The following is a 23,516-nucleotide window of genomic DNA, read 5'->3' as shown; positions in this document are numbered from 1 at the left end:
CGCCATGCGCCTGGTCGACACCCACAACCACCTCGACTTCCCGGACTTCGACGCCGACCGCGCCGCGCTGCTGCAACGCAGCCGCGCGCTGGGGGTCGAGCGCCAGGTGGTGCTCGGCGTCTACCGCGAGAACTGGCAACGGGTCTGGGACCTGGCGCAGGCCGAGGATGGCCTGTACGCGGCGCTCGGCCTGCACCCCGTCTACCTGGCGCGGCACCGCCCGCAGCACCTGGACGACCTGCGCCAGTGGCTGCAACGCCTGCGCGGCGAGACGAAGCTCTGCGCGGTCGGCGAGATCGGCCTGGACTACTACCTGGAACACCTCGACCGCGACGCCCAGCAGGCGCTGTTCGAGGCCCAACTGCGGCTGGCCGCGGAATTCCGCCTGCCGGCGCTGATCCACGTGCGCCGCGCCCACGCGGCGACCATCGCCACCCTCAAGCGCATCCGCCTGGAGCGCCGTGGCATCATCCATGCCTTCGCCGGCAGCCGCGAGGAAGCCCGCGAGTACCTCAAGCTCGGCTTCCGCCTCGGCCTCGGCGGCGCGCCGACCTGGCCGCAGGCCAACCGCCTGCGCAAGGTGGCGGCGGAGCTGCCGGCCGAGGCCATCGTGCTGGAAACCGATGCGCCGGACATGGCGCCATCGATGCATCCCGGCCAGCGCAACAGTCCGGAGCACCTGCCGGACATCTGCCGCGCCCTCGCCGAGCTGCGCGGGGTCGACGCCGAGGAACTGGCGGCGAGCAGCAGCCGCAACGCCGCCGAGCTGTTCGGCTGGGACTGATCAAGCGTCGCGCAGGACTTCCGGCGCCAGTTGCGGGTACGTCTCGCGCAACGCCTCCAGGCAGGCCGAAAGCTGCGCCGCTTCCTCCGGCAGGCGCCGGGCGAAGTCGCTCCAGCCTTGCAGACGCAATCGCCGGGGCATCGGCACCAGGCCGCTGATGGCGTCCCAGAAGGCATCCCAGTTGCATCCGTACCACGGCGGCAACGCCAGGGCCTCGCGCAGGCGTTCGTGCAAGCGCGCGGCGCTGTCCACGTCCGCCAGCTCGATGGCCAGGCTCGCCGCCCGGTTCAGTTCCTCGTCCATGGAGCCTCCGCCAGCAATGCGTCGCAACGCTCGCGCACGAACGCGCGCAAGAGGGTCACCGGACGGGTCAACTGGGCGCGGTGGGTACACAAGAGGTTCATCGGCGTCGCTTCGCCCTGCCACTCCGGCAGCAGCAGGCGCAGGCGCCCGGCGCGCACGTCCTCGGCCACGTCCAGCCAGGACTTGTAGACCAGCCCCTTGCCGGCCAGGGCCCAGCGCCGCACCACGTCGGCGTCGTCGCAGACCCGGTCGCCGGCGACCGTCAGGGTCAGGCTGCGGCGGCCCCGCTGGAACGCCCAGCGGTCGTGTACCCGGCCGCCGAGTTGGTAGAGCAGGCAATTGTGCTCGCGCAGGTCGTCCGGCTGGCGCGGCTCGCCGCGCTCCGCCAGGTAGCCCGGCGCGGCGCAGAGCACTCGCCGGTTGTCCGGCGCCAGCGGCAGGGCGACCAGGCTGGAGTCGGCCGGTGCGCCGTAGCGGATCGCCACGTCCACCGGTTGCCGGTAGAGATCGGTCACCCGGTCGCCGAGCAGCAGGCGCAGGCTCAGTTGCGGATAGCGCGCCTGGAACTCGTCGAGCCATGGCAGCAGCAGGTTGCGGCCGAAGTCGGAGGGCGCGGAAAGCTGCAGTACCCCGGCGATCTGGTCCTTGCCGCCCTGCAGCAACCGGCGCCCCTCCTCCAGGCTGCGCAACGAGGCGCGGGCATGCAGGAGGAACGCGTCGCCCTCGGGAGTCAGGCGCAGGCTGCGGGTGGAGCGGGCGAACAGGCGTACCTCCAGCTCGCTTTCCAGGCGCTTCAGCGCCGCGCTGGCCACCGCCGGGGAAATCTCCAACTGGCGCGCGGCGGCGGACAACGAGCCGCTGTCGCTGGTGTGGACGAACACCTGGAGGTCGTCGTAACGCAGCATTTTCAAGATTCCTTTGAAAGAGTCTTCCCTGATAGCCTGTTTTTCAGCGATTTGAAATAGCCCATCCTGACTCCGCCCCATCGAAGGAACCCACCATGAGCACACCCCTCACCCTGATCGCCACCATCACCGCCGCCCCCGGCCACGCCGAGGCCCTGGAACGCGAATTGCGCGCCCTGGTCGCCCCGTCGCGCGCCGAGGCTGGTTGCCTGCAGTACGACCTGCACCAGGACCGCCACGACTCCCACCTGTTCTACATGATCGAGCAGTGGCGCGACGACGCCGCCCTGGAGCGGCACCAGAACACCGAACACTTCCTGCGCTTCAGCCGCGGCAACGAAGCCCTGCTGCAGAACGTGAAGATCGACCAACTCTATCGCCTCGCCTGAGGCCCGTTTCCCGGAGTTCCCATGAAAGCTGTCGGTTACTACCAATCCCTGCCCATCGACCATCCCGACGCCCTGCTCGACCTCGAACTGCCCGAGCCCACGCCGGGCCCGCGCGACCTGCTGGTGGAGGTCCGCGCCATCTCGGTCAACCCGGTGGATACCAAGGTCCGCCAGCGCGCCCAGCCGGAAGCCGGCCAGGCCAAGGTGCTGGGCTGGGACGCGGCGGGCGTGGTGCGCGCGGTCGGCAGCGAGGTCAGCCTGTTCCGTCCTGGCGATCGGGTCTGGTACGCCGGGGACATCACCCGCCCCGGTAGCAACAGCGAGCTGCATCGGGTCGACGAGCGCATTGCCGGGCACCTGCCGAAAAGCCTCGACTTCGCCCAGGCCGCGGCCCTGCCGCTGACCACCATCACTGCCTGGGAACTGCTCTTCGAGCGCTTGCAGATCGCCGAAGGCAAGGCCGACCAGGGCCAGAGCCTGCTGGTGGTCGGTGCCGCCGGCGGGGTCGGTTCGATCCTGGTCCAACTGGCCCGGCAACTGACCGGCCTGAACGTGATCGGCACCGCTTCGCGCGCAGAGACCCAGGCCTGGGTCCGCGACCTCGGCGCGCACCATGTGATCGACCACGGCAAGCCGCTGGCCGAAGAGCTGAAGCGGATCGGTGTCGCCGAGGTCAGCCACGTCGCCAGCCTGACCCACACCGACCAGCACCTCGAACAGATCGTCGCCGCGCTGCGCCCGCAAGGCCGCCTGGCGCTGATCGACGACCCGGCGTCGCTGGACATCGGCAAGCTGAAGCAGAAGAGCCTGTCGCTGCACTGGGAGTTCATGTACACCCGCTCGATGTTCCAGACCGACGACATGATCGAGCAGCACCGGCTGCTGGAGCGGGTCGCCGGGCTGATCGACGAAGGCGTGTTGAAGACCACCGTCGGCGAGCATTTCGGCCGCATCGACGCGACCAACCTGCGCCGCGCCCACGCGCTGCTGGAGAGCGGCCGGGCCAAGGGCAAGATCGTTCTCGAAGGGTTCTGAACGGCAGGACCACGGGGCGCGGCGTTTTCCACCCTACCGCCGTGCCCCTGGCCTTTGCTATCCCGCCTTGCGCACCCTCAGCGCAGCCTCGATCTCGCCAAGGATCGTCGGGTCGTCGATGGTCGATGGCGCCGCGTAGTCCTCGCCATCGGCGATCTTGCGCAGCACCGCGCGGAGGATCTTCCCGGAGCGGGTCTTCGGCAGCCGCTTGACCACCACCACCCGCTGGAAGCAGGCCAGCGCGCCGATCTGTTCGCGGACCAGCGCCACCAGCTCGCGCTGCAGTTGCTCGGCGGCGATCCCGGCATCGTCCTTGAGCACCACCAGGCCCAGCGGCACGTGGCCCTTGAGTTCGTCCCGCACGCCGATCACCGCGCACTCGGCAACCGCCTGGTGCTGCGCCACGCGTTCCTCCATCTCGCCGGTGGAGAGGCGATGCCCGGAAACGTTTATCACGTCGTCGGTGCGCCCCATGATGTAGACGAAGCCGTCCTCGTCGAGATAGCCGCCGTCGCCGGTGTGGTAGTAGCCGGGATAGTTGCCCAGGTAGGCCTGCAGGTAGCGCGGGTGGTCGCCCCAGAGGGTCTGTGCGCAGCCCGGCGGCAACGGCAGGGCGATGACGATCGCGCCCTGGCGGTTCGCTCCCAGCGGCCGGCCTTCGTCGTCCAGCACCTGCACGTGGTAGCCGGGCACCGCGCGGTTGGTCGAGCCGGCCCGCAGGTCGTGGCCGGCGATCCCGATGCAGGGCGCGGTCACCGGCCAGCCGGTCTCGGTCTGCCACCAATGGTCGTGGACCGGCCGCCCGGTGTGCTCCTCCAGCCAGTGCTGGGTGCTGCTGTCGAGCTTCTCGCCGGCCAGGAACAGGTGGCGCAGCGAACCCAGGTCGTAGCGCTTCACCCGTTCGCCATGCGGGTCTTCCTTGCGGATCGCGCGGATCGCCGTCGGCGCGCAGAACAGGCTGTTCACCCTGTGCTCTTCGATCACCCGCCAGTAGGCGCCGGCGTCCGGCGTGCGCACCGGCTTGCCTTCGTAGAACACCGTGGTACAGCCGCACATCAGCGGGCCGTAGACGATCAGCGAGTGGCCGACCACCCAGCCGACGTCGGAGATCCCCCACCAGACGTCGCCGGCCTGCATGCCGTAGATAGTGCGGACCGCGTAGCGCACCGCGACCGCGTGGCCACCGTTGTCGCGGACGATACCCTTGGGCTTACCGGTGGTGCCCGAGGTGTACATGATGTACAGCGGATCGCCGCTGGCCACCGGCAGCGGATCGGCCGGCTCGGCGGCGGCGAGGCAGTCCTGCCAGTCCAGGTCGCGGCCCGGGTGCAGGCGCGCGGGCGCCTGCGGGCGTTGCCAGACCATGACGTGGGCAGGCTGGTGGATCGCCAGTTCGAGGGCCTTGTCCACCAGCGGCTTGTATTCGATCACCCGGTCGAACTCCAGCCCGCAGGAAGCGGTGAGCACCAGCTTCGGCGTGGCGTCGTCGATACGCAGAGCCAGCTCGTAGGGAGCGAAGCCACCGAACACCACCGAATGCACCGCGCCCAGGCGCGCGCAGGCGAGCATCGCCATGGCCGCCTGCGGCACCATCGGCATGTAGATGATCACCCGGTCGCCCTTGCCGACCCCGAGGGCCCGCAGGGCGCCGGCCAGGCGCGCCACTTCGTCGCGCAGCCGCAGGTAGCTGTAGCGGTCCTGGGTGCCGGTCACCGGCGAGTCGTAGATCAGCGCGGTCTGTTCGCCGCGCCCCTCCTCGATCTGCCGGTCGAGGGCCAGATAGGCGCTGTTCAGACGGCCATCGGCGAACCAGCGATGGGTGCCGTCGGGCAGGCTTTCGAGGATGTTCGCGGGCGCCTGGTACCAGGCCAGGGAACGGGCCTGTTCGGCCCAGAACGCGGCCGGCTCGGCGATCGAGCGGGCGTGCTGCTGCAGGTACGTCATGTTCCAGCCCTCTGATTGTTCTTATTAGGGATGAAGCAGTGAGTGAGCCTTGGAGTATGGGCGGGCGCCGGGCACCCGCCATCAACCTTTGGTCGTAGGGGTCAGTCCTTGCCGCGGTAGAGCTTCTGGATGCTGGAGAAGTCCAGCCCCTCGTGCTCGGCATCGGCCTGGGCGTGCAGGCTGAACAGGTTGCGCGCCAGCGCGCCGAGCGGCGTCGAGGCCTGCACCGCCTGGGCGTTGGCCAGCGCCAGGCCGAGGTCCTTGTTCATCAGGCGCACCTGGAAACCGCCGGCATAGCCGTTGCTCGCCGGCGCCTGCGGCATCACCCCGGGCCAGGGGTTGTAGAGGTTCAGCGCCCAGTTGCCACCGGAACTCTGCTTCATCACCTCGGACAGCACCGCCGGGTCGAGGCCGTTCTTCACCCCCAGCGCCAGGGCCTCGGCGGTGCCGGCCATGAGGATGCCGAGGAGCATGTTGTTGCAGATCTTCGCCACCTGGCCGGCGCCGTGATCGCCGGCGTGGAAGATGTTCCGGCCCATGTTCTCGAGGATCGGCCGGGCCCGCGCGAAGCCTTCGGCGGGGCCGCCGACGATGAAGCTCAGGGTGCCGGCGCGGGCGCCGCCGACGCCGCCGGAAACCGGCGCGTCGAGCAGGGTCAGGCCCTTCGCCGCGGCGGCCTCGGCGACCTTGCGCGCGGTCTCCGGGGCGATGGTCGAGCAGTCGATCAGCAGGGGCTTGCCGGCGACCCGCGCGAGCAGGCCGTCGTCGCCGAGATACAGGCTTTCCACGTGCTGCCCGGCCGGCAGCATGCTGATCACCACTTCGGCGCCTTCGCAGCACTGCAAGGCGCTATCGGCGCCCTGCGCGCCCTGCTCGACCAGGCTCAGCACGGCCTTGGGCTGCAAGTCGAAGACATTCACCCGGTGGCCGGCCTTGAGCAGGTTGGCGGCCATCGGCCCACCCATGTTGCCCAGGCCGAGGAATGCGATGTCGGTCATCGGTCCGTCTCCCTTTCAGCGCATCTGGATCGAGAAGTTGGTCCCGGCCACGCTGTCGCTGTCGAACCAGCGCGCGGTCACGGTCTTGGTCTCGGTGTAGAAGCGCACGCCCTGCTTGCCGTAGGCGTGCAGGTCGCCGTAGAACGAGCCCTTCCAACCGGTGAAGGAGAAGAACGGCAGCGGTACCGGAATCGGGATGTTGATGCCCACCTGGCCGACCTCGATGTGGTGCTGGAAGGTCCGCGCCGCGGCGCCGGAGCTGGTGAAGATCGAGGTGCCGTTGCCGTAGGGGCTTTCGTTGATCAGGCGGATCGCCTGCTCCAGGCTGTCGACCTCGGCCAGGCAGAGCACCGGGCCGAACACCTCTTCGCGGTAGATCGCCATGTCCGGGCGCACCCCGGCGAACAGCGTCGGGCCGACCCAGTTGCCGTCCGGGTATCCCTCGACCTTGTAGCCGCGGCCATCCAGCAGCAGTTGCGCGCCCTCCTCCACGCCCTGGCCGATCAGGCGCTCGATGCGCGCCTTGGCCTGCGGGTTGATCACCGGGCCGTAGCTGGCGCCGCTGTCGTCCCATGGGCCGGGGCGGACCTTGGCCAGTGCGTCGCGGATTTCCGGAATCCACTCGCGGGCGGCCCCCACCAGCACCGCCACCGAGATCGCCATGCAGCGCTGCCCGGCCGCGCCCACCGAGGCACCGACCAGGTTGCTGATGACCTGTGCCTTGTCCGCGTCGGGCATGATCACCATGTGGTTCTTCGCCCCGGCGAAGCTCTGCACGCGCTTATTGTGCGCGGTGCCGGTGTGGTAGACGTACTGGCCGACGGCGACCGAGCCGACGAAGGACACCGCCTTCACCTGCGGGTGCTTGAGCAACTGGTCGACCTGTTCCTTGCCGCCATGCACCACCTGCAGCACGCCCTTCGGCGCACCGGCCTCGAGGAACAGCTCGGCGAGCCGCACGCTGGTCAGCGGCACCTGCTCGGAAGGCTTGAGGATGAAGGCGTTGCCGCAGGCGATGGCCAGCGGGAACATCCACAGCGGGATCATCGCCGGGAAGTTGAACGGGGTGATGCCAACGCACACGCCCAGCGGCTGGGTGATGCTGTAGGTGTCGATGTTGCGGGCGACGTTCTCCACCGTCTCGCCCATCAGCAGCGAGGGCACGTTGCAGGCGTGCTCGACCACCTCGATACCGCGCCAGACGTCGCCCTTGGCGTCCTCGAAAGTCTTGCCCAGCTCGCTGGAGACGATCTTCGCCAGTTCGTCGTGGTGTTCCTTGAGCAACGCCTGGTAACGCAGCATCACCCGCGCGCGCTCGGAAACCGGGGTTTCCTTCCAACTGGCGAAGGTTTCGCGGGCACTGGCCACCGCCTGCTCGATCTGCTCCGCGCTGGCGCAGGCGATCTCCGCCAGGGTGCTGTTGTCGAGGGGATTGCTGACCGGGATGCGCTGGGCGCCGAGACCTTCGACGAAGGCTCCCGCGATGAGGTGGCGGACTGGGACTGACATGAACCCTCCTGCACCGGCCAGGCCGGCTTTTATTGTTGTGGCGGACTGGTACGAGGTCGATTCGGACCTCGCTTTGGCCAAGAAGCTATCACTGGGCGGAAGGTCGCGAGATCGACTAAATTGTGTTGTTCATGGACTATATTGCGGAGCCGGCTACCGACATGTCGCACACCTCCGACTGGCCCCTGCCGGCCGACAGCCTGCGCTTGCCGATCCCGGCGGCGCTGCTGGAGAAACTGGCGGTCCACCCGCTCAGCCGCGACCTCTACCCCACCTCCCTGGGCCACTACCGGCGCGCCCGCGACCACCGCATGAGCCGCGAGCGCCATGACGAGCACCTGCTGATCTATTGCAGCGAAGGCCAGGGCCTGTTGCGCGTGCGCGAGGGCGAGGCCTGGCGCGAATACCGGGTCGGCAGCGGCGACCTGCTCTGGCTGCCGCCGGGCATGGCCCACGACTACGCCGCCGACGACCGCCAACCCTGGACCATCTTTTGGACCCACCTGCGCGGCGACAGCGCCACCTGGCTGCAACACAGCGCCGGCTACCGCGACACCCCGCTGCGCCATTGGGGCCTGCAACACGCCCTGCTCGGCGGCTTCGAGCAACTGCTGGAGGTGCGCCACAGCGGCTACCGCTTCCAGCACTTCCTGCTCGCCGCCAGCCGCCTGCGCAGCCTGCTCTGCCAGCTACCGCTGCTGCGCCCGCTGCGCGAGGGCAGCCTGGACCTCGACGGGCTGCACGCCTACATGCGCGAACACCTGCATGCGCGCCTCGAACTGGAACGCCTGGCGGCCTTCTGCAACCTGTCGAAGTTCCATTTCGTCAGTCGCTACAAGGCGATCACCGGCCGTACGCCTATCCAGCACTTCCTGCACCTGAAGATCGAGTACGCCTGCCAGTTGCTGGACAGCAGCGACCAGAGCGTGGCCCGGGTCGGCCAGGCGGTCGGCTACGACGACAGCTACTACTTCTCGCGCCTGTTCAGCAAGGTCATGGGTTTGTCGCCGAGCGCCTACCGGCAGCGGGTAAGGCAGGGCGAGGGAGGAGCCTGAAGCGCTCTGCGGCGGGGCTGTAAACGAAGCGGCGACCAGTTGTCGGCAAACTGATCCCGGTCAGTGTTTTCCGGGCCGACAGGACTAGACTGAAGCTCCCTTTCCAGCCCCGATGGATGAATCGCCATGAACATCCTCGTCCGCCCGTCGCAAACCCCGAAAGGCCAATGCTGGCAAGTCTGCCTCGACCAGCAGGCCGTCAACTTCCGTAGCGAAAGCGAGGCCCGGCGTTTCGTCGACCGCCTCGAGGCGCGCCTGCGCGCGCCCCATGTGCTGCCCGAACTGAAACAGCGAACGGCCTGATCCGCGCTCAGGCGGCCTGGCGCTCCAGGCGCCCGGTCTGCCAGGCGAGCAGGGTCGCGACCGCGCCGCAGACGGCGATCACCAGAGTCATGGGGATCGCCGTGCCGTCGTGGAGCACGCCGACCAGCGCCGAAGCGCCCGCCGCCACGCTGAACTGCAGGCTGCCCATCAGCGCCGAGGCGCTGCCGGCGTGCTGTCCCTGTCCGGCCATGGCGCAGGCGGAAGCGTTGGGAATGATGCAGCCGAGGCTGGCCACGCATCCGAACAGCGGAACCAGCAGCGGCCACAGCGTGGCCGGTTGCAGCGAAGCGATGCCCAGCAGGGCCAGGCCGCACGCCAGGTAGCCCCAGATGATCCGCCGCAGCCAGAACGCCGGCCCGCGATAGCGCAGCAGCCGCGCGTTGACCTGTGCCATGACGATGAAGCCCGCGGCATTGCTGCCGAACAGCCAGCCATAGTGCTCGGCGGGAATCCCGTAGAGCTGGATGAACACGTAGGGCGAACCGGCGATGTAGGCGAACATCCCGGCCATCGCCACCCCGCCGGAAAGGCCATAGGCGAGAAACAGGCGGTCGGCGAACAGCCGCCGGTACTGCCCCAGCGCGCCGGACAGCGGCGGTCGCTCGCCGTCGGCCGGGATGGTTTCCGGCAGCCACAACGCCACGCCGAGGCCGGCCAGGGCGGCGAACAGGGTCAGGCAGACGAAGATCGATTGCCAGCCCTGCCAGTCCAGCAGCAGGCCGCCGGCCACGGGGGCGAGGATCGGCGCCAGGCCCATCACCAGCATCAACTGGGAAAACGCCTTGGCGGCGCCGATCGGATCGCACAGGTCACGCACCACTGCCCGCGAGATGACCATCCCGGCGCAGCCGCCGAGGGCCTGGACGAAGCGCGCGGCGATCAGCCACTCCAGGCTCGGCGCCAGGGCGCAGGCGGCCGAGGCCAGGGTGAAGATACTCACCCCCACCAGCAGCGGCAGGCGCCGGCCATAGCGGTCGGCCACCGGGCCGTAGAGCAACTGGCCGATGGACAGGCCGGCGAAGTAGGCGGCCAGGCTCAGCTGGACGTGCTCGACGTCGGTGGCGAAGGCCTTGGCCAGGGTCGGGAAGCTCGGCAGGTAGAAATCGATGGCCAGTGGCCCGAAGGCGCTCAGGGCTCCCAGTATCAGCAGGATGCGCAGGTTCATGGATCGCTCGGCACGGGGCGCGTCGGTGGCAGGCAAGGCACTTCCCTGCGCGGCTCCCGGCAAGCGGGACGACGACGCCTATCATTGAATCGTCTGTGAGGGCGGGCGGCTCCAGGCCTGAAGGCCGGTACTGGCGGGAAGATGCTACGGACAGCCGGGGAGTCGCCGAAAAAGCAGCGCGCAGCATAACACCGAAGACGCCCGCCGATCATGGCCGGAGACCGTGGAACCGCGGAATCCACGACTCATGAATGAGCAGCATTAGACAAAGGTGGTGTCGAAATACTTCGAGTCCGCCCGAGCGCGGCTAAAATCGGTACACTCCCCGCCCCGTTGCCGAGACCGATTCGACTACCCAGCACAGCATGCGACGCACAAAGGAAGATTCTGAAAAAACCCGTACGGCCATCCTCCTGGCCGCCGAGGAACTGTTCCTGGAAAAGGGCGTGTCCCATACCAGCCTGGAACAGATCGCCAGGGCCGCCGGGGTGACCCGTGGCGCCGTCTACTGGCACTTCCAGAACAAGGCCCACCTGTTCAACGAGATGCTCAACCAGGTACGCCTGCCGCCGGAGCAACTCACCGAGCGCCTGTCCGGCTGCGATGGCAGCGACCCGCTGCGCTCGCTCTACGACCTCTGCCTGGAGGCCGTGCAATCGTTGCTGACGCAGGAGAAGAAGCGCCGCATCCTGACCATCCTGATGCAACGTTGCGAATTCACCGAGGAACTGCGCGAGGCGCAGGAACGCAACAACGCCTTCGTGCAGATGTTCATCGAACTCTGCGAGCAGTTGTTCGCCCGCGACGAATGCCGTGTGCGGCTGCATCCGGGCATGACCCCGAGGATCGCCTCGCGCGCCTTGCACGCGCTGATCCTGGGCCTGTTCAACGACTGGTTGCGCGACCCGCGCCTGTTCGACCCGGATACGGACGCGGAACACCTGCTGGAGCCGATGTTCCGTGGCCTGGTGCGCGACTGGGGTCAGGCCAGCTCGGCGCCGTAGCCCTCCTCGCGGATCGCCTCGAGTACCTGGGTGCTGTCGAGCCGGCTGGCGACCCGGACTTCGCCGGCGCCAAGATCCACCTGGACGTCCGCCGCCGAATCCTTCGCCTGCACCGCATGGGTGATCGCCCGTACGCAGTGGCCGCAGGTCATGCCCTGAACCTTGAAGACTTGCATGGTATTGCCTCCTGTTGGTCATCGATGGGGCGATTTTCGACCTTGACATGGTGTCAAGGTCAATCCTCGAAATATCCGGTAACCGACAAAGCGTCAAGAACGGGTAAAGGCGGAGTAAAGAGGCTTAAACCCTACAAAGCACATGGTTAACATGTTCACCTTGTTCTTCACGAGGTAGAACCATGTCCATCCGCCGCTATTCCCCGTCACAGATCGCCCTGCACTGGCTCAGCGCCGTCGCGGTCCTGCTGATCATCGCCCTGCCCTACGGCGCCGACTTCTTCGCCGGCCTGCTCGGCGGCAAGGGCAACGTCTTCACCCTGCACAAGTCGCTGGGCGTGGCGGTACTCCTGCTGACCCTGACACGCCTGGCGCTGCGCCGCGTCCAGGGTGTCCCGGATACCCTGGAGGGGAACCCGGACTGGCAGCGCGCGGCCGCCAAGGCCGGGCATTTCCTGCTGTACGCGGTGCTGATCGTCATGCCGCTCTCCGGCATGCTCGCCGGCAAGCGTCCGCTGGACCTGTTCTGGCTGGTGCAGATCGGCCCGTTCGACCTGCCGGAAGCCTTCAAGGCGTTCGCCGGCGGCACCCACGTCACCGTCCAGTACCTGCTTTTCGCGCTGATCCTCGGCCACGCCGCCGCGGCCATCTGGCACCACCGCGTGCAGAAGGACGACGTACTGCGCGCCATGCTGCCGCAACGCGGCGCCTGACCCCAGCGACGGACGGGCACGCGGATGCCCGTCCCGACTTGTCCCGGGCCCCGGCTTCGGCCAAGCTTTTCCCTACGCCCCCGCCGCCGAGGCCCGCCATGTTCCCCATTCTTCGCCCGCTGCTCCATACCGCCGCCCTGGCCTGCGCCCTCCCGGCGCTCGCCGCGGACCCGCAACCGGCCAGCGGTGGCTGGGCGCAACCCGACCCGGCGCCGATCGGCTATGCGGTGCTGAACGTTTCCCGCGAGCGGGTCGAGTCCGGCACTGCCTGCGATGTCGGCCTGTACGTCCACGACGAACTGGTCGGCAACCTGCAACCGGGCGCCAGCCTGGCCCTGAACCTGCAACCCGGCGCGGTGGACGTGCGTCTTGCGCCGAACGGTCCTGGCGACGCCTGCCGGAACGGCATGACCATCCTCGCCGGACAGACCCTGACCCTGCGCGCCGGAGAGATCCGCAACCTGCGCATTACCCTCGGTGCGGGCGGGCTCTACCTGGCACCGGTGGCGGATGGGTACTGAGGGGTAGCGACTTGCCGTGGAGCATTGGCCATGACTCAGGGCACGAAGGTGGCGTTTCGGCACCGGGTGCACGGGGACTGCCTGGCGGGCCGTGAATGCGTGACTGGCCCCAGCTCCCGTCGCTGCCTGCACGGCACTAAGGGGGGAAGCTGTTGCTTAGCGCTTGAGCGGGCGTCGTGCTTGCCTTGGTCTCTTGTTTCGCCTTTCCAGGCGAGTTCCTTCTGCAAGCGTCCAAAAGACTCGCCCCACTACTCGGAGGGCATGCCAGGAGCCCGATCCGTAGGGCGAATAACCGCTTGCGGTTATCCGCCGGCTGTCCGGGGCATCGGCGGATACCGCCTGTGGCGGTATTCGCCCTACGGGACTATATCGCTCGCGATTTCTTAGCTACACGGCAGTGAGGGGGGCGCTGTTGCTTAGCGCTTGAGCGGGCGTCATGTTTGGTGGTCAAGCTGTTTTCTGTGCCTGCCTTGACCTCTTGTTTCGCCTTCCCAGGCGAGTTCCTTTTGCAAGCGTCCAAAAGGAACCAAAAGACTCGCCCCGGCATCCTGCCACTCGTCCCCCTCCGCAACGATTCCGCTCGGCCTCCTGACGGGGCGGGTTTGCCGCCCCACCACTTGGAGGGCAAACCTCCCTTCGTGCATGCCAGGAACCCGATCCGTAGGGCGGATAACCGCAAGCGGTCATTCACTCTACGGATCAGGGCTTCGGTATGTGGAAGTCTGGCATGCACGAGGTCATCCCCCTCCTGAAGCGCCCCTCAGCCCAATCGAATCCTTCCGCTCGCCACCAGCACCGCATGCCCGGCGATACTCACCCGCTCGCCCTCCAACCGGCACCACAGCTCGCCGCCGCGCGCCGAGCACTGCTGGGCGGTCAGCGACAGTTTGTTCAAGCGCTGGGCCCAGTAGGGAATCAGGCTGCAATGCGCGGAGCCTGTGACCGGGTCTTCGTCGACGCCCATCGCCGGGGCGAAGAAGCGCGAGACGAAATCCTTCTGCAGACCCCGCGCGGTGACGATCACTCCACGCCAGGGCAGCCGCGCCAGGGCCGCGAAGTCGGGGCGACAGGCGCGCACCGCCTCTTCGGACTCGAGCAGCACCAGCAGCTTGTCGGTGGAGCCCAGCACGTCCACCGGCGGCAGGCCCAGGGCCTGCTCCAGCTCGACGGTGCTACCGACCTCGCTCGGATACTGCGCGGGGAAATCCAGGACCAGCCGCTCGTCCTCGCGGTTGACCCGCAGCGCACCGGAGCGCGAGATGAATTCCAGGCGCTCGCCCGGCTCGTCGTAGACCTCGAACAGTACGTGGGCCGCAGCCAGTGTGGCGTGGCCGCAGAGCGCCACCTCGACGCTCGGGGTGAACCAGCGGATCCGCCAGGCCTCTCCTTCGCGAACGACGAAGGCGGTCTCGGAGAGGTTGTGCTCGGTCGCGATCATCTGCATCAGCTCGTCCGCCAGCCAGGCGTCGAGGCGATAGACCACGGCGGGATTGCCACTGAACGGGCGGGAAGAAAACGCGTCGACCTGGTGGAACTCGAGCTGCATGGCAGACCTCCTGGGAACGATCGCCACAGCATGCCGCCGCAGGCTCCGGGATGGGCGATACAGTGCGATCTTTTCCGATCGTAACAGTGGGACTTCGCCCTGCCTTCGACCCATTGCCCGAGCGGGCGTTTGCAGCGACCTGCCGGCGTTGTGAAGCCGCCGGCAAAAACGCCGCCTTTTTCCGCGAAACGCCGCTCAGGCCTCGCTGCGCACCCGTCGCACCGCGTTCTGCCAGCCGGCGTAGAGTTCGCCGCGGCGCTCCTCGGCCATGTGTGCGGCGAAGCGGCGCTGCAGGTGCCAGTGGCTGGCGATGTCGTCCAGGTCACGATAGAAGCCGGCCTTCAGCCCGGCCATGTAGGCCACGCCGAGGGCGGTGGTCTCGGTGACTTCCGGGCGCTCCACGGTGACGCCAAGGATGTCGGTGAGGAATTGCATCACCCAGTTGTTCACCACCATCCCGCCGTCCACCCGCAGCGCGCTGGGCGGCGTGCCGTCCTGGCGCATCGCTTCGAGCAGGTCGCGGGTCTGGTAGCAGACCGATTGCAGACCGGCGGTGACGATCTCCTTGATTCCGGTGTCACGGGTCAGGCCGAAGATCGCGCCGCGCGCCTTCGGGTCCCAGTAGGGCGCGCCGAGGCCGGTAAAGGCCGGCACCAGGTAGACGCCGTTGGAGTCGCCGGCCTGGATCGCCAGGGCTTCGCTCTCGTGGGCGTGGTCGATCAGCTTGATGCCGTCGCGCAGCCATTGCACCGCGGCGCCGGCGACGAAGATGCTGCCCTCCACCGCGTAGCTGACCTTGCCGTCCAGACGGTAGCCGACCGTGGTGAGCAGGCGGTTCTTCGAGGTCACCGGCTGCTCGCCGGTGTTCTGGATCATGAAGCAGCCGGTGCCGTAGGTGCTCTTCACCATGCCCGGCTGGAAGCAGGCCTGGCCGATCAGCGCGGCCTGCTGGTCGCCGGCCATGCCCAGCACCGGGATCGCCGCGCCAAGCAGCGACGGCTCGCTGACGCCGAACTCCGCCGCGCAGTCGAGTACCTCCGGCAGCAGGCTGCGCGGGATCTCGAACAGCGCCAGCAATTCCTCGTCCCAGTCCTGGCTGTGGATGTTGAACAGCAGGGTGCGCGAAGCGTTGGTCGCGTCGGTGCGATGGGAGCGGCCGCCGGTCAGGCGCCAGAGCAGGAAGCAGTCGACGGTGCCGAAGCGCAGCTCGCCGCGTTCGGCGCGCTGGCGGGCGCCGGGCACGTTGTCGAGGATCCAGCGCAGCTTGGTGGCGGAGAAATACGGATCGATCAGCAGCCCGGTGCGCGCGCTGACGTTCGCCTCGTGGCCGGCGGCCTTGAGTTCGGCACAGTAGTCGGCGGTACGACGATCCTGCCAGACGATGGCCGGGTGGATCAGGTCGCCGCTGGCGGCGTCCCAGACCAGCGTGGTCTCGCGCTGGTTGGTGATGCCGATGGCGGCGATGTCGGCCGCGCGCAAGCCCTTGCGGGCGAGCGCGTCGCGACAGACCTGGAGGGTGGTCAGCCAGATTTCCTCGCCGTCGTGCTCCACCCAGCCGTCCTTCGGGAAGTACTGCTTGAATTCCTGCTGGCAGCTCGCCACCGGCAAGCCCTGGGCACTGAACACGATGGCGCGGGAGCTGGTGGTGCCCTGGTCGATGGCGAGGAGATAGTGGGACATGGAAAACCTGACAGATTGAAAAGTAAGACGAATGCCGACCGCTAGGCCGGCGGGATTAGCGGCTCATTCACGGCCGATGGCGGCGAACGAACCCTGGGTCAGCTGGGCCAGCACCTCGGCCGCCAGCTCCACTTCCAGCCCGCGCCGTCCTGCGCTGACATGGATGCTCGGGTACTGCCGCGCGCTTTCATCGATGAAGGTACGCAGGCGCTTCTTCTGCCCCAGCGGGCTGATCCCGCCCACCAGGTAGCCGGTGGCCCGCTGCGCCGCCTGCGGATCGGCCATGTCGGCCTTCTTCGCCCCCGCCGCATGGGCCAGGGCCTTCAGGTCGAGACTGCCGATCACCGGCACCACCGCCACCAGCAACTCGCCCTTCTCCGTGGCGGCGAGCAGCGTCTTGAACACCCGCTGCGGGTCCAGGCCGAGCTTTTCCGCGGCCTCCAGGCCATAGGAAGGTGCCTTGGGGTCGTGGCTGTAGCTGAGCACCTTGTGCGCGGCGCGGGCCTTTTTCAGCAGGTCGATGGCAGGGGTCATGGTCACTCCCGGAGAAGAACGTTGGCTGAAAACCGGCGCCTACCTTAAGCCATCGCCGCCCCTGCTGCACGGGCGCCGATGCCGCGGCCCGCGTGCCTCGGTAGCGATATTCGATTGGCCGCGAAAACGAAACCGGAGGGTCGTTTTTCGGACAAACGTTCATCTTCGCGCTTTGACAGCATTCCTTTGTGAATATATTTTTTCGAAACTGAACAATTTTCACGGCTGCCCGCCATAATTACAAGAACAGACAAGAGAGGCCCCATGACCACCGCCGCCCCGACCCCGTCCCTGTTCGGCCAATGCCTGGCCGAGTTCCTCGGCACCGCCCTCCTCATCTTCTTCGGCACCGGTTGCGTCGCGGCCCTGAAGGTCGCCGGCGCCAGCTTCGGCCTGTGGGAAATCAGCATCATCTGGGGGGTCGGCGTGAGCATGGCAATCTACCTCAGCGCCGGCGTCTCCGGCGCCCACCTGAACCCGGCGGTGAGCATCGCGCTGTGGCTGTTCGCCGGCTTCGAGGGGCGCAAGCTGCCGTTCTACATCACCGCCCAGGTGGCCGGTGCGTTCTGCGCCGCAGCGCTGGTCTACACCCTCTACAGCAGCCTGTTCATCGAGTTCGAACAGGCGCAGAACATCGTCCGCGGCAGCCAGGACAGCCTGGCCCTGGCCTCGGTGTTCTCCACCTATCCGCACCCGGCGCTGTCGGTCGGCCAGGCGTTCCTCGTCGAAGTGGTGATCACGGCCATCCTCATGGCGGTGATCATGGCCCTTACCGACGACGGCAACGGCCTGCCGCGCGGTCCGTTGGCGCCGCTGCTGATCGGCCTGCTGATCGCCGTGATCGGTAGCGCCATGGGCCCGCTGACCGGTTTCGCGATGAACCCGGCGCGCGACTTCGGCCCCAAGCTGATGACCTACCTGGCCGGCTGGGGGCCCATCGCCTTCACTGGCGGCCGCGAGATTCCCTATTTCCTGGTGCCGATCTTCGCCCCGATCCTCGGTGCCTGCCTCGGCGCCGGCGGCTATCGTGTACTGATCGCGCGCCATCTGCCGAGCGCCGCGGCGCCCGCCGAAGCCGAGCCGGAGAAGGTTCGCGCTTCCTGACCGCCCGCTCTTTCCTGCCATAGCCACAAGGCCACAGCCATGACCGACAAGCACAACAAGAAATACGTCGTCGCCCTGGACCAGGGCACCACCAGCTCCCGCGCCATCGTCTTCGACCGCGATGCCAACGTGGTCAGCCAGGCCCAGCGCGAGTTCGCCCAGTTCTATCCGCAGGCCGGCTGGGTCGAGCACGACCCGATGGAAATCTGGGCCACGCAGAGTTCGACCCTGGTCGAGGCCCTCGCCCAGGCCAGCATCGAGCACGACCAGGTGGCCGCCATCGGTATCACCAACCAGCGCGAGACCACGGTGGTCTGGGACCGTCACAGCGGTCGGCCGATCCACAACGCCATCGTCTGGCAGTGCCGGCGCAGCGCGGCGATCTGCGCGCAGCTCAAGCGCGACGGGCTGGAAGACTACATCCGCGAAACCACCGGGCTGGTCACCGATCCGTACTTCTCCGGGACCAAGCTGAAGTGGATCCTCGACAACGTCGAAGGCGCCCGCGAACGCGCGCGCAACGGCGACCTGTTGTTCGGCACCATCGACACCTGGCTGATCTGGAAGCTCACCGAAGGCAAGGTCCACGTCACCGACTACACCAATGCCTCGCGGACCATGCTGTTCAACATCCACAGCCTCGACTGGGACGCACGGATGCTCGAGGTGCTCGACATTCCCCGCTCGATGCTGCCGGAGGTGCGCAACTCTTCGGAGGTCTACGGCAACGCCCGGATCGGCGGGGTCGGCGGCGGCGAGCTGCCGATCGCCGGGATCGCCGGCGACCAGCAGGCCGCCCTGTTCGGCCAGATGTGCGTGGAACCGGGCCAGGCGAAGAACACCTACGGCACCGGCTGCTTCCTGCTGATGCACACCGGCGACAAGGCGGTGAAATCCACCCATGGCCTGCTCACCACCATCGCCTGCGGCCCGCGCGGCGAGGTCGGCTACGCCCTGGAGGGCGCGGTGTTCAACGGCGGCTCCACGGTGCAGTGGTTGCGCGACGAACTGAAGGTGATCAACGACTCCTTCGATTCCGAATACTTCGCCACCAAGGTCAAGGACAGCAACGGCGTCTACCTGGTACCGGCCTTCACCGGACTCGGCGCGCCCTATTGGGACCCCTATGCGCGCGGCGCGGTGTTCGGCCTGACCCGTGGAGTCAAGGCCGACCACCTGATCCGCGCTACCCTGGAATCCATCGCCTACCAGACCCGCGACGTGCTCGACGCCATGCAGCGCGATGCCGGCGAACGCCTGCGCGCCCTGCGCGTCGACGGCGGGGCGGTGGCCAACAATTTCCTCATGCAGTTCCAGGCCGACATCCTCGGCACCCGCGTGGAACGTCCGGTGATGCGCGAGACCACCGCCCTCGGCGCCGCCTACCTGGCCGGCCTGGCTTGCGGCTTCTGGAGCAGCCTCGACGAGCTGAAGAGCAAGGCGGTGATCGAGCGGGTGTTCGAGCCGGAGTGCGACGAGCCCCGGCGCGAAAAGCTCTATGCCGGCTGGAAGAAAGCGGTGGAGCGCACTCGCGGCTGGGACGACGGCGAACTGTGACGAGCTGGCGCCATTCGTACGCCGCGATGCGGCGAATGGCGTGTTCCCGGGCGCCGCTCTGGCATGCCCTGGGTAACGTTTGCGCGCGGCGGCCGGGTGCCGCCGCGGCGCCCTCTACGACTCATGCACGGCTGACAACGGCCCCCCGCGTGCGGCATTCTTGGCGACTTTCCAGGGTCCCGGCCCGGCAGCACGAGAACAACCCATGAACCTGCCCCCCCGACAGCAAAGCATCATCGAGGAGGTCCGCGAGCGCGGTTACCTGAGCATCGAGGAGATGGCGCAGATGTTCGCGGTCACCCCGCAGACCATCCGCCGCGACATCAACCAGCTCGCCGAACAGGGACTGCTGCGCCGCTACCACGGCGGTGCGGCCTACGATTCGAGCATCGAGAACACCGCCTACACCATGCGCGCCGACCAGATGCGCGACGAGAAGCAGCGCATCGCCGAAGCCGTGGCCAGCCTGGTGCCGGACAACGCCTCGCTGTTCATCAACATCGGCACCACCACCGAGGCCATCGCCCGCGCCCTGCTCAACCACCGCAACCTGAAGATCATCACCAACAACCTGCACGTGGCCGCCACCCTCAGCGCCAAGGAAGACTTCGAAGTGCTGGTCGCCGGCGGCACCGTACGCAGCGACGGCGGCATCGTCGGCCAGGCCGCGGTGGATTTCATCCAGCAGTTCCGCGTCGACTTCGCCCTGGTCGGCATCAGCGGCATCGACGAGGATGGCAGCCTGCTCGACTTCGACTACCAGGAAGTGCGCGTATCCCAGGCGATCATCGACAACGCGCGGCAAGTGTTCCTGGCCGCCGACTCGAGCAAGTTCGGACGCAACGCGGTGGTCCGCCTGGGCCCGATCTCGCTGGTCAACCGGGTCATCAGCGACAGCCCGCCGCCCGCCGCCATCGCCCGCCTGATGGCACAGCACAAGGTTCACCTGGACCTGGTCTGAGGCATTTCCCCTGCCACGGCGCCGTTCGGCGCCGTGAATGTTCGTTTCAGAAAAGCCACCTGCCGACCCCTGCCCATGCGCCACGCCCCTCGGCGGCCGCTTTCCCGCATGCGGAAGAGGGGCTGTTCCCGCGCGGACGGGCAAACCGGTAGCGCCCGGGCAACCCTTCGAAATTGAAAAAGCCTGGTGAATCGGGCTGGTCAATAACTGCGCAATCGACTAAGCTATTTTCGAATTCGAACAAAACTACGTTCACTTTCGACTTCAGGGCCTTTCACATGAGTCAAGCGCACACCCCCTCCGCTCCACTCGCCGAAGTCTACGATGTCGCCGTGGTCGGCGGTGGCATCAACGGTGTAGGGATCGCCGCCGACGCAGCCGGGCGCGGCCTGTCCGTGTTCCTTTGCGAACAGCACGACCTGGCCCAGCACACCTCCTCGGCCAGCAGCAAGCTGATCCACGGCGGCCTGCGCTACCTCGAACACTACGAATTCCGCCTGGTCCGCGAAGCCCTGGCCGAGCGCGAGGTCCTGCTGGCCAAGGCGCCGCACATCGTCAAGCCGCTGCGCTTCGTCCTGCCGCACCGTCCGCACCTGCGCCCGGCCTGGATGATCCGTGCCGGCCTGTTCCTCTACGATCACCTCGGCAAGCGCGAGAAGCTGCCCGCCTCGCGCGGCCTGCGCTTCACCGGCAGCAGCCCGCTGAAGGCCGAGATCCGCCGTGGCTTCGAGTACTCCGACTGCGCGGTGGACGATGCGCGCCTGGTGGTGCTCAACGCGATCTCCGCTCGCGAGCACGGCGCCCACGTCCATACCCGCACCCGCTGCGTCAGCGCCCGTCGCAGCAAGGGACTCTGGCACCTGCACCTGGAACGCAGCGACGGCAGCCTGTATTCGATCCGCGCCCGCGCCCTGGTGAACGCCGCCGGCCCCTGGGTAGCGCGCTTCATCCAGGACGACCTGAAACAGAAGTCGCCCTACGGTATCCGCCTGATCCAGGGCAGCCACATCATCGTGCCGAAGCTGTACGAAGGCGAGCACGCCTACATCCTGCAGAACGAAGACCGCCGCATCGTCTTCGCCATCCCCTATCTGGACCGTTTCACAATGATCGGCACCACCGATCGCGAGTACCAGGGCGACCCGGCCAAGGTGGCGATCAGCGAAGAGGAAACCGCCTACCTGCTGCAAGTGGTGAACGCCCATTTCAAGCAGCAACTCGCGGCCGCCGACATCCTGCACAGCTTCGCCGGCGTGCGTCCGCTGTGCGACGACGAGTCCGACGAGCCTTCGGCGATCACCCGCGACTACACCCTGTCGCTCTCCGCCGGCAACGGCGAGCCGCCGCTGCTCTCGGTGTTCGGCGGCAAGCTGACCACCTACCGCAAGCTGGCCGAATCGGCGCTGACGCAGCTCCAGCCGTTCTTCGCCAATCTCGGCCCGGCCTGGACCGCCAAGGCACCGCTGCCGGGCGGCGAGCAGATGCAGAGCGTCGAGGCGCTCACCGAGCAACTGGCCAACCGCTACGCCTGGCTCGACCGCGAACTGGCGCTGCGCTGGGCGCGCACCTACGGCACCCGGGTGTGGCGCCTGCTGGACGGGGTCAATGGCGAAGCCGATCTCGGCGAGCACCTGGGCGGCGGCCTGTATGCCCGCGAAGTGGACTACCTGTGCAAGCACGAGTGGGCCCAGGACGCCGAGGACATCCTCTGGCGCCGCAGCAAGCTCGGCCTGTTCCTCTCGCCGAGCCAGCAGGTGCGCCTCGGCCAGTACCTGCAGAGCGAGCATCCGCATCGCCCGCGGGTGCATGCGGCCTGATCGCCAGCCAGAAACGTCGAGGCCCGCTTTTGCGGGCCTCGTTCGTTATGGAAGGGTACGGGACGATCCGGGCATAATGCGCGGCGCCACCAAGCCGGTGGCGCCGCCGCAGTCGAGAATCCCGTGGACCTGATGTTCAAGGCGCTGATCGGCGCCGCCGTGGTCGTGCTCCTCGCCGTCCTGTCGAAGACCCGCAACTACTACATCGCCGGCCTGGTGCCGCTGTTTCCCACCTTCGCCCTGATTGCCCACTACATCGTCGGCAAGGGCCGTTCGCTGGACGACCTGAAGACCACCATCGTCTTCGGCATGTGGTCGATCATCCCCTACTTCGTCTATCTCGCCGCGCTCTACCTGCTGGTCGAGCGCTTCCGCCTGGAGACCTCGCTGGCCCTGGCGGCGCTGGCCTGGCTGGTGGCGGCAAGCGTGCTGGTGGGCCTCTGGGTACGCCTGCACGCCTGAGACCGCGAGCGCGGCTTCAGAGCTGGACGACGCTGGCCTGCCGATGGGCCTTCAGGTAAGGCACCACCGCCGCCAGCAACGGCTCCTTGAAGGCTTCCTGGAAGCGATGGGCGAGACCGGGGATCAGCTTCAGCTCCGAGCCACGGATATGCGCCGCCACGTGCACGCCGTGCATCACCGGCAGCAGCGGATCGGCGGTGCCATGGATCACCAGGGTCGGCACCTGCAGACGGTTCAGCAGCGGCACCCGGCTGGGTTCGGCGAGGATCGCCAGCAATTGCCGCTGCACGCCTTCCGGGTTGAAGGCGCGGTCGTAGGAACGTGCGGCCTGCAACAGAAGTTGCTGGCGATCATCGCGCACTTCCGGACTGCCCAGCGCCGCCAGCAGGTCGGCCTGCTGCTCGACCGCCTGCTCGCGGCTGGCCGCCTCGCGCCGCGCCAGCAGGCGCAGCAGCGACTCGCTGGGCGCCGGCAGGCCTTCGGCGCCGGAGCTGGTCATCACCAGGGTCAGGCTGAGCAGGCGCTGCGGCGCCATGTCGGCGATGTGCTGGGCGATCATCCCGCCCATGCTGGCGCCGAGCACATGGGCCTGGGGGATATCCAGCGCGTCGAGCAGATGCAGGGCATCGCCGGCCATGTCGGTGAGGGTATAGGGCGCGCTGACCGGCAGGCCGAGGCGATAACGCACCACTTCGTAGGTCAGCCGCGAACTGGGCACCGGCACGTTCCAGGCCGACAGGCCGACGTCGCGGTTGTCGTAGCGGATCACCCGGAAGCCTTGCTCGCACAGGGCGCTGACCACCTCGTCCGGCCAGTGGATCAGTTGCCCGCCCAGGCCCATCACCAGCAGCAGGGCCGGATCGCTGTCGCGGCCGATGCTCTGGTAGGCCAGGCGCACGTCGCCCAGTTCGACCGTCTCGGTAGGTACGCGTGCGTCGCAACGCGCCACCGCAAAGGAGGAGAGGCTGCACAACAAGGCGGCCAGGAAGATGAAAGCACGCATGAAGAAAACCCAGAACGCAAAACCCCA

The 23,516-nt window shown here is 67.7% G+C and carries 24 protein-coding genes; 13 read left to right on the top strand and 11 right to left on the bottom strand.

Features of this window, described 5'->3' with window-relative positions:
- Nucleotides 1–4: 4 nt before the first annotated feature.
- On the top strand, nucleotides 5–784 hold the full coding sequence (locus FHW81_RS03640; protein WP_003104370.1) for a TatD family hydrolase: 780 nt from the start codon (nucleotides 5–7) through the stop codon (nucleotides 782–784).
- On the opposite strand, the gene FHW81_RS03635 is transcribed toward FHW81_RS03640, so the two are convergent.
- Both FHW81_RS03635 and FHW81_RS03630 read right to left on the bottom strand, forming a co-directional pair.
- Nucleotides 785–1,087, bottom strand: coding sequence for a barstar family protein (locus FHW81_RS03635; protein ID WP_003111769.1), 303 nt, complete (start codon nucleotides 1,085–1,087; stop codon nucleotides 785–787).
- Complete coding sequence (locus FHW81_RS03630; RefSeq protein WP_003092132.1) at nucleotides 1,072–1,992, bottom strand: LysR family transcriptional regulator; 921 nt, start codon at nucleotides 1,990–1,992, stop codon at nucleotides 1,072–1,074. Before FHW81_RS03630 ends, FHW81_RS03635 begins: the two co-directional genes overlap by 16 nt.
- Nucleotides 1,993–2,087: 95 nt before the next feature.
- On the opposite strand from FHW81_RS03630, the gene FHW81_RS03625 reads away from it, so the two are divergent.
- Nucleotides 2,088–2,381: a putative quinol monooxygenase gene (locus FHW81_RS03625; RefSeq protein ID WP_003104358.1), complete on the top strand. Its 294-nt coding sequence runs from the start codon at nucleotides 2,088–2,090 to the stop codon at nucleotides 2,379–2,381.
- A 21-nt stretch (nucleotides 2,382–2,402) separates the two neighbouring features.
- Complete coding sequence (locus FHW81_RS03620; RefSeq protein ID WP_003119530.1) at nucleotides 2,403–3,416, top strand: zinc-binding alcohol dehydrogenase family protein; 1,014 nt, start codon at nucleotides 2,403–2,405, stop codon at nucleotides 3,414–3,416.
- 57 nt (nucleotides 3,417–3,473) lie between these two features.
- Here FHW81_RS03620 and FHW81_RS03615 read toward each other — a convergent pair whose 3' ends face one another.
- The 3 genes from FHW81_RS03615 to mmsA form a co-directional block, all read right to left on the bottom strand.
- On the bottom strand, nucleotides 3,474–5,360 hold the full coding sequence (locus tag FHW81_RS03615; RefSeq protein ID WP_003104354.1) for a propionyl-CoA synthetase: 1,887 nt from the start codon (nucleotides 5,358–5,360) through the stop codon (nucleotides 3,474–3,476).
- Between the two features lie 101 nt (nucleotides 5,361–5,461).
- On the bottom strand, nucleotides 5,462–6,358 hold the full coding sequence (gene mmsB / locus FHW81_RS03610; RefSeq protein ID WP_003117505.1) for a 3-hydroxyisobutyrate dehydrogenase: 897 nt from the start codon (nucleotides 6,356–6,358) through the stop codon (nucleotides 5,462–5,464).
- 15 nt (nucleotides 6,359–6,373) lie between these two features.
- Nucleotides 6,374–7,867, bottom strand: coding sequence for a CoA-acylating methylmalonate-semialdehyde dehydrogenase (gene mmsA, locus FHW81_RS03605; RefSeq protein ID WP_003092142.1), 1,494 nt, complete (start codon nucleotides 7,865–7,867; stop codon nucleotides 6,374–6,376).
- 131 nt (nucleotides 7,868–7,998) lie between these two features.
- On the opposite strand from mmsA, the gene mmsR reads away from it, so the two are divergent.
- Nucleotides 7,999–8,922: an MmsAB operon transcriptional regulator MmsR gene (gene mmsR / locus FHW81_RS03600; protein WP_003122160.1), complete on the top strand. Its 924-nt coding sequence runs from the start codon at nucleotides 7,999–8,001 to the stop codon at nucleotides 8,920–8,922.
- Nucleotides 8,923–9,048: 126 nt separating this feature from the next.
- The gene (locus FHW81_RS03595) at nucleotides 9,049–9,225 is read left to right on the top strand and encodes a hypothetical protein (protein ID WP_003104346.1); all 177 of its coding nucleotides are present in this window, start codon (nucleotides 9,049–9,051) and stop codon (nucleotides 9,223–9,225) included.
- 7 nt (nucleotides 9,226–9,232) lie between these two features.
- On the opposite strand, the gene FHW81_RS03590 is transcribed toward FHW81_RS03595, so the two are convergent.
- Nucleotides 9,233–10,411: a multidrug effflux MFS transporter gene (locus tag FHW81_RS03590; protein ID WP_003092150.1), complete on the bottom strand. Its 1,179-nt coding sequence runs from the start codon at nucleotides 10,409–10,411 to the stop codon at nucleotides 9,233–9,235.
- Between the two features lie 365 nt (nucleotides 10,412–10,776).
- On the opposite strand from FHW81_RS03590, the gene nalD reads away from it, so the two are divergent.
- A complete protein-coding gene (gene nalD, locus FHW81_RS03585; protein ID WP_003092152.1) occupies nucleotides 10,777–11,415 on the top strand; it encodes an efflux system transcriptional repressor NalD in 639 nt (212 codons plus the stop codon).
- Here the strand turns inward: nalD and FHW81_RS03580 are convergent.
- Entirely contained in the window at nucleotides 11,394–11,591 is a 198-nt protein-coding gene (locus FHW81_RS03580) for a heavy-metal-associated domain-containing protein (RefSeq protein ID WP_003092153.1), read from the bottom strand. The genes nalD and FHW81_RS03580 overlap by 22 nt on opposite strands.
- 182 nt (nucleotides 11,592–11,773) lie before the next feature.
- On the opposite strand from FHW81_RS03580, the gene FHW81_RS03575 reads away from it, so the two are divergent.
- Both FHW81_RS03575 and FHW81_RS03570 read left to right on the top strand, forming a co-directional pair.
- A complete protein-coding gene (locus FHW81_RS03575; protein ID WP_003092155.1) occupies nucleotides 11,774–12,304 on the top strand; it encodes a cytochrome b in 531 nt (176 codons plus the stop codon).
- 98 nt (nucleotides 12,305–12,402) lie between these two features.
- Nucleotides 12,403–12,825 carry a hypothetical protein gene (locus tag FHW81_RS03570; RefSeq protein WP_003117503.1) on the top strand — a complete coding sequence of 141 codons (423 nt, stop codon included), beginning with the start codon at nucleotides 12,403–12,405 and terminating at the stop codon, nucleotides 12,823–12,825.
- Between the two features lie 760 nt (nucleotides 12,826–13,585).
- On the opposite strand, the gene FHW81_RS03565 is transcribed toward FHW81_RS03570, so the two are convergent.
- The 3 genes from FHW81_RS03565 to ybaK form a co-directional block, all read right to left on the bottom strand.
- A complete protein-coding gene (locus tag FHW81_RS03565; RefSeq protein ID WP_003159513.1) occupies nucleotides 13,586–14,371 on the bottom strand; it encodes a PhzF family phenazine biosynthesis protein in 786 nt (261 codons plus the stop codon).
- Nucleotides 14,372–14,566: 195 nt separating this feature from the next.
- A complete protein-coding gene (glpK, locus tag FHW81_RS03560; protein WP_003092161.1) occupies nucleotides 14,567–16,051 on the bottom strand; it encodes a glycerol kinase GlpK in 1,485 nt (494 codons plus the stop codon).
- Nucleotides 16,052–16,114: 63 nt separating this feature from the next.
- On the bottom strand, nucleotides 16,115–16,585 hold the full coding sequence (gene ybaK / locus FHW81_RS03555; RefSeq protein WP_003098459.1) for a Cys-tRNA(Pro) deacylase: 471 nt from the start codon (nucleotides 16,583–16,585) through the stop codon (nucleotides 16,115–16,117).
- Nucleotides 16,586–16,849: 264 nt separating this feature from the next.
- Between ybaK and glpF the strand changes: the two genes are divergently transcribed.
- From glpF to FHW81_RS03530, 5 genes are all read left to right on the top strand, one after another.
- Nucleotides 16,850–17,689: a glycerol uptake facilitator protein GlpF gene (gene glpF, locus FHW81_RS03550; protein WP_003092166.1), complete on the top strand. Its 840-nt coding sequence runs from the start codon at nucleotides 16,850–16,852 to the stop codon at nucleotides 17,687–17,689.
- A gap of 39 nt (nucleotides 17,690–17,728) precedes the next feature.
- The gene (gene glpK / locus FHW81_RS03545; protein ID WP_003092168.1) at nucleotides 17,729–19,246 is read left to right on the top strand and encodes a glycerol kinase GlpK; all 1,518 of its coding nucleotides are present in this window, start codon (nucleotides 17,729–17,731) and stop codon (nucleotides 19,244–19,246) included.
- 205 nt (nucleotides 19,247–19,451) lie between these two features.
- Nucleotides 19,452–20,207: a DeoR/GlpR family transcriptional regulator gene (locus FHW81_RS03540; protein ID WP_003092173.1), complete on the top strand. Its 756-nt coding sequence runs from the start codon at nucleotides 19,452–19,454 to the stop codon at nucleotides 20,205–20,207.
- A gap of 278 nt (nucleotides 20,208–20,485) precedes the next feature.
- Nucleotides 20,486–22,024 carry a glycerol-3-phosphate dehydrogenase gene (gene glpD / locus FHW81_RS03535; protein WP_003098460.1) on the top strand — a complete coding sequence of 513 codons (1,539 nt, stop codon included), beginning with the start codon at nucleotides 20,486–20,488 and terminating at the stop codon, nucleotides 22,022–22,024.
- A 132-nt stretch (nucleotides 22,025–22,156) separates the two neighbouring features.
- Nucleotides 22,157–22,486 (top strand): GlpM family protein, encoded by a 330-nt coding sequence (locus FHW81_RS03530; protein ID WP_003119370.1) that lies wholly within the window; start codon nucleotides 22,157–22,159, stop codon nucleotides 22,484–22,486.
- Nucleotides 22,487–22,502: 16 nt separating this feature from the next.
- Here FHW81_RS03530 and FHW81_RS03525 read toward each other — a convergent pair whose 3' ends face one another.
- Nucleotides 22,503–23,489, bottom strand: a complete 987-nt coding sequence (locus FHW81_RS03525) for an alpha/beta fold hydrolase (protein WP_106120618.1) — start codon at nucleotides 23,487–23,489, stop codon at nucleotides 22,503–22,505.
- Nucleotides 23,490–23,516 lie beyond the last annotated feature (27 nt).

It is taken from the genome of Pseudomonas sp. RC10-4-2 (assembly GCF_050433085.1).
GTDB lineage: Bacteria > Pseudomonadota > Gammaproteobacteria > Pseudomonadales > Pseudomonadaceae > Pseudomonas > Pseudomonas aeruginosa.
Note: the sequence above shows the minus strand (reverse complement) of the source record. Positions and strands in the feature narration are given on the sequence as shown.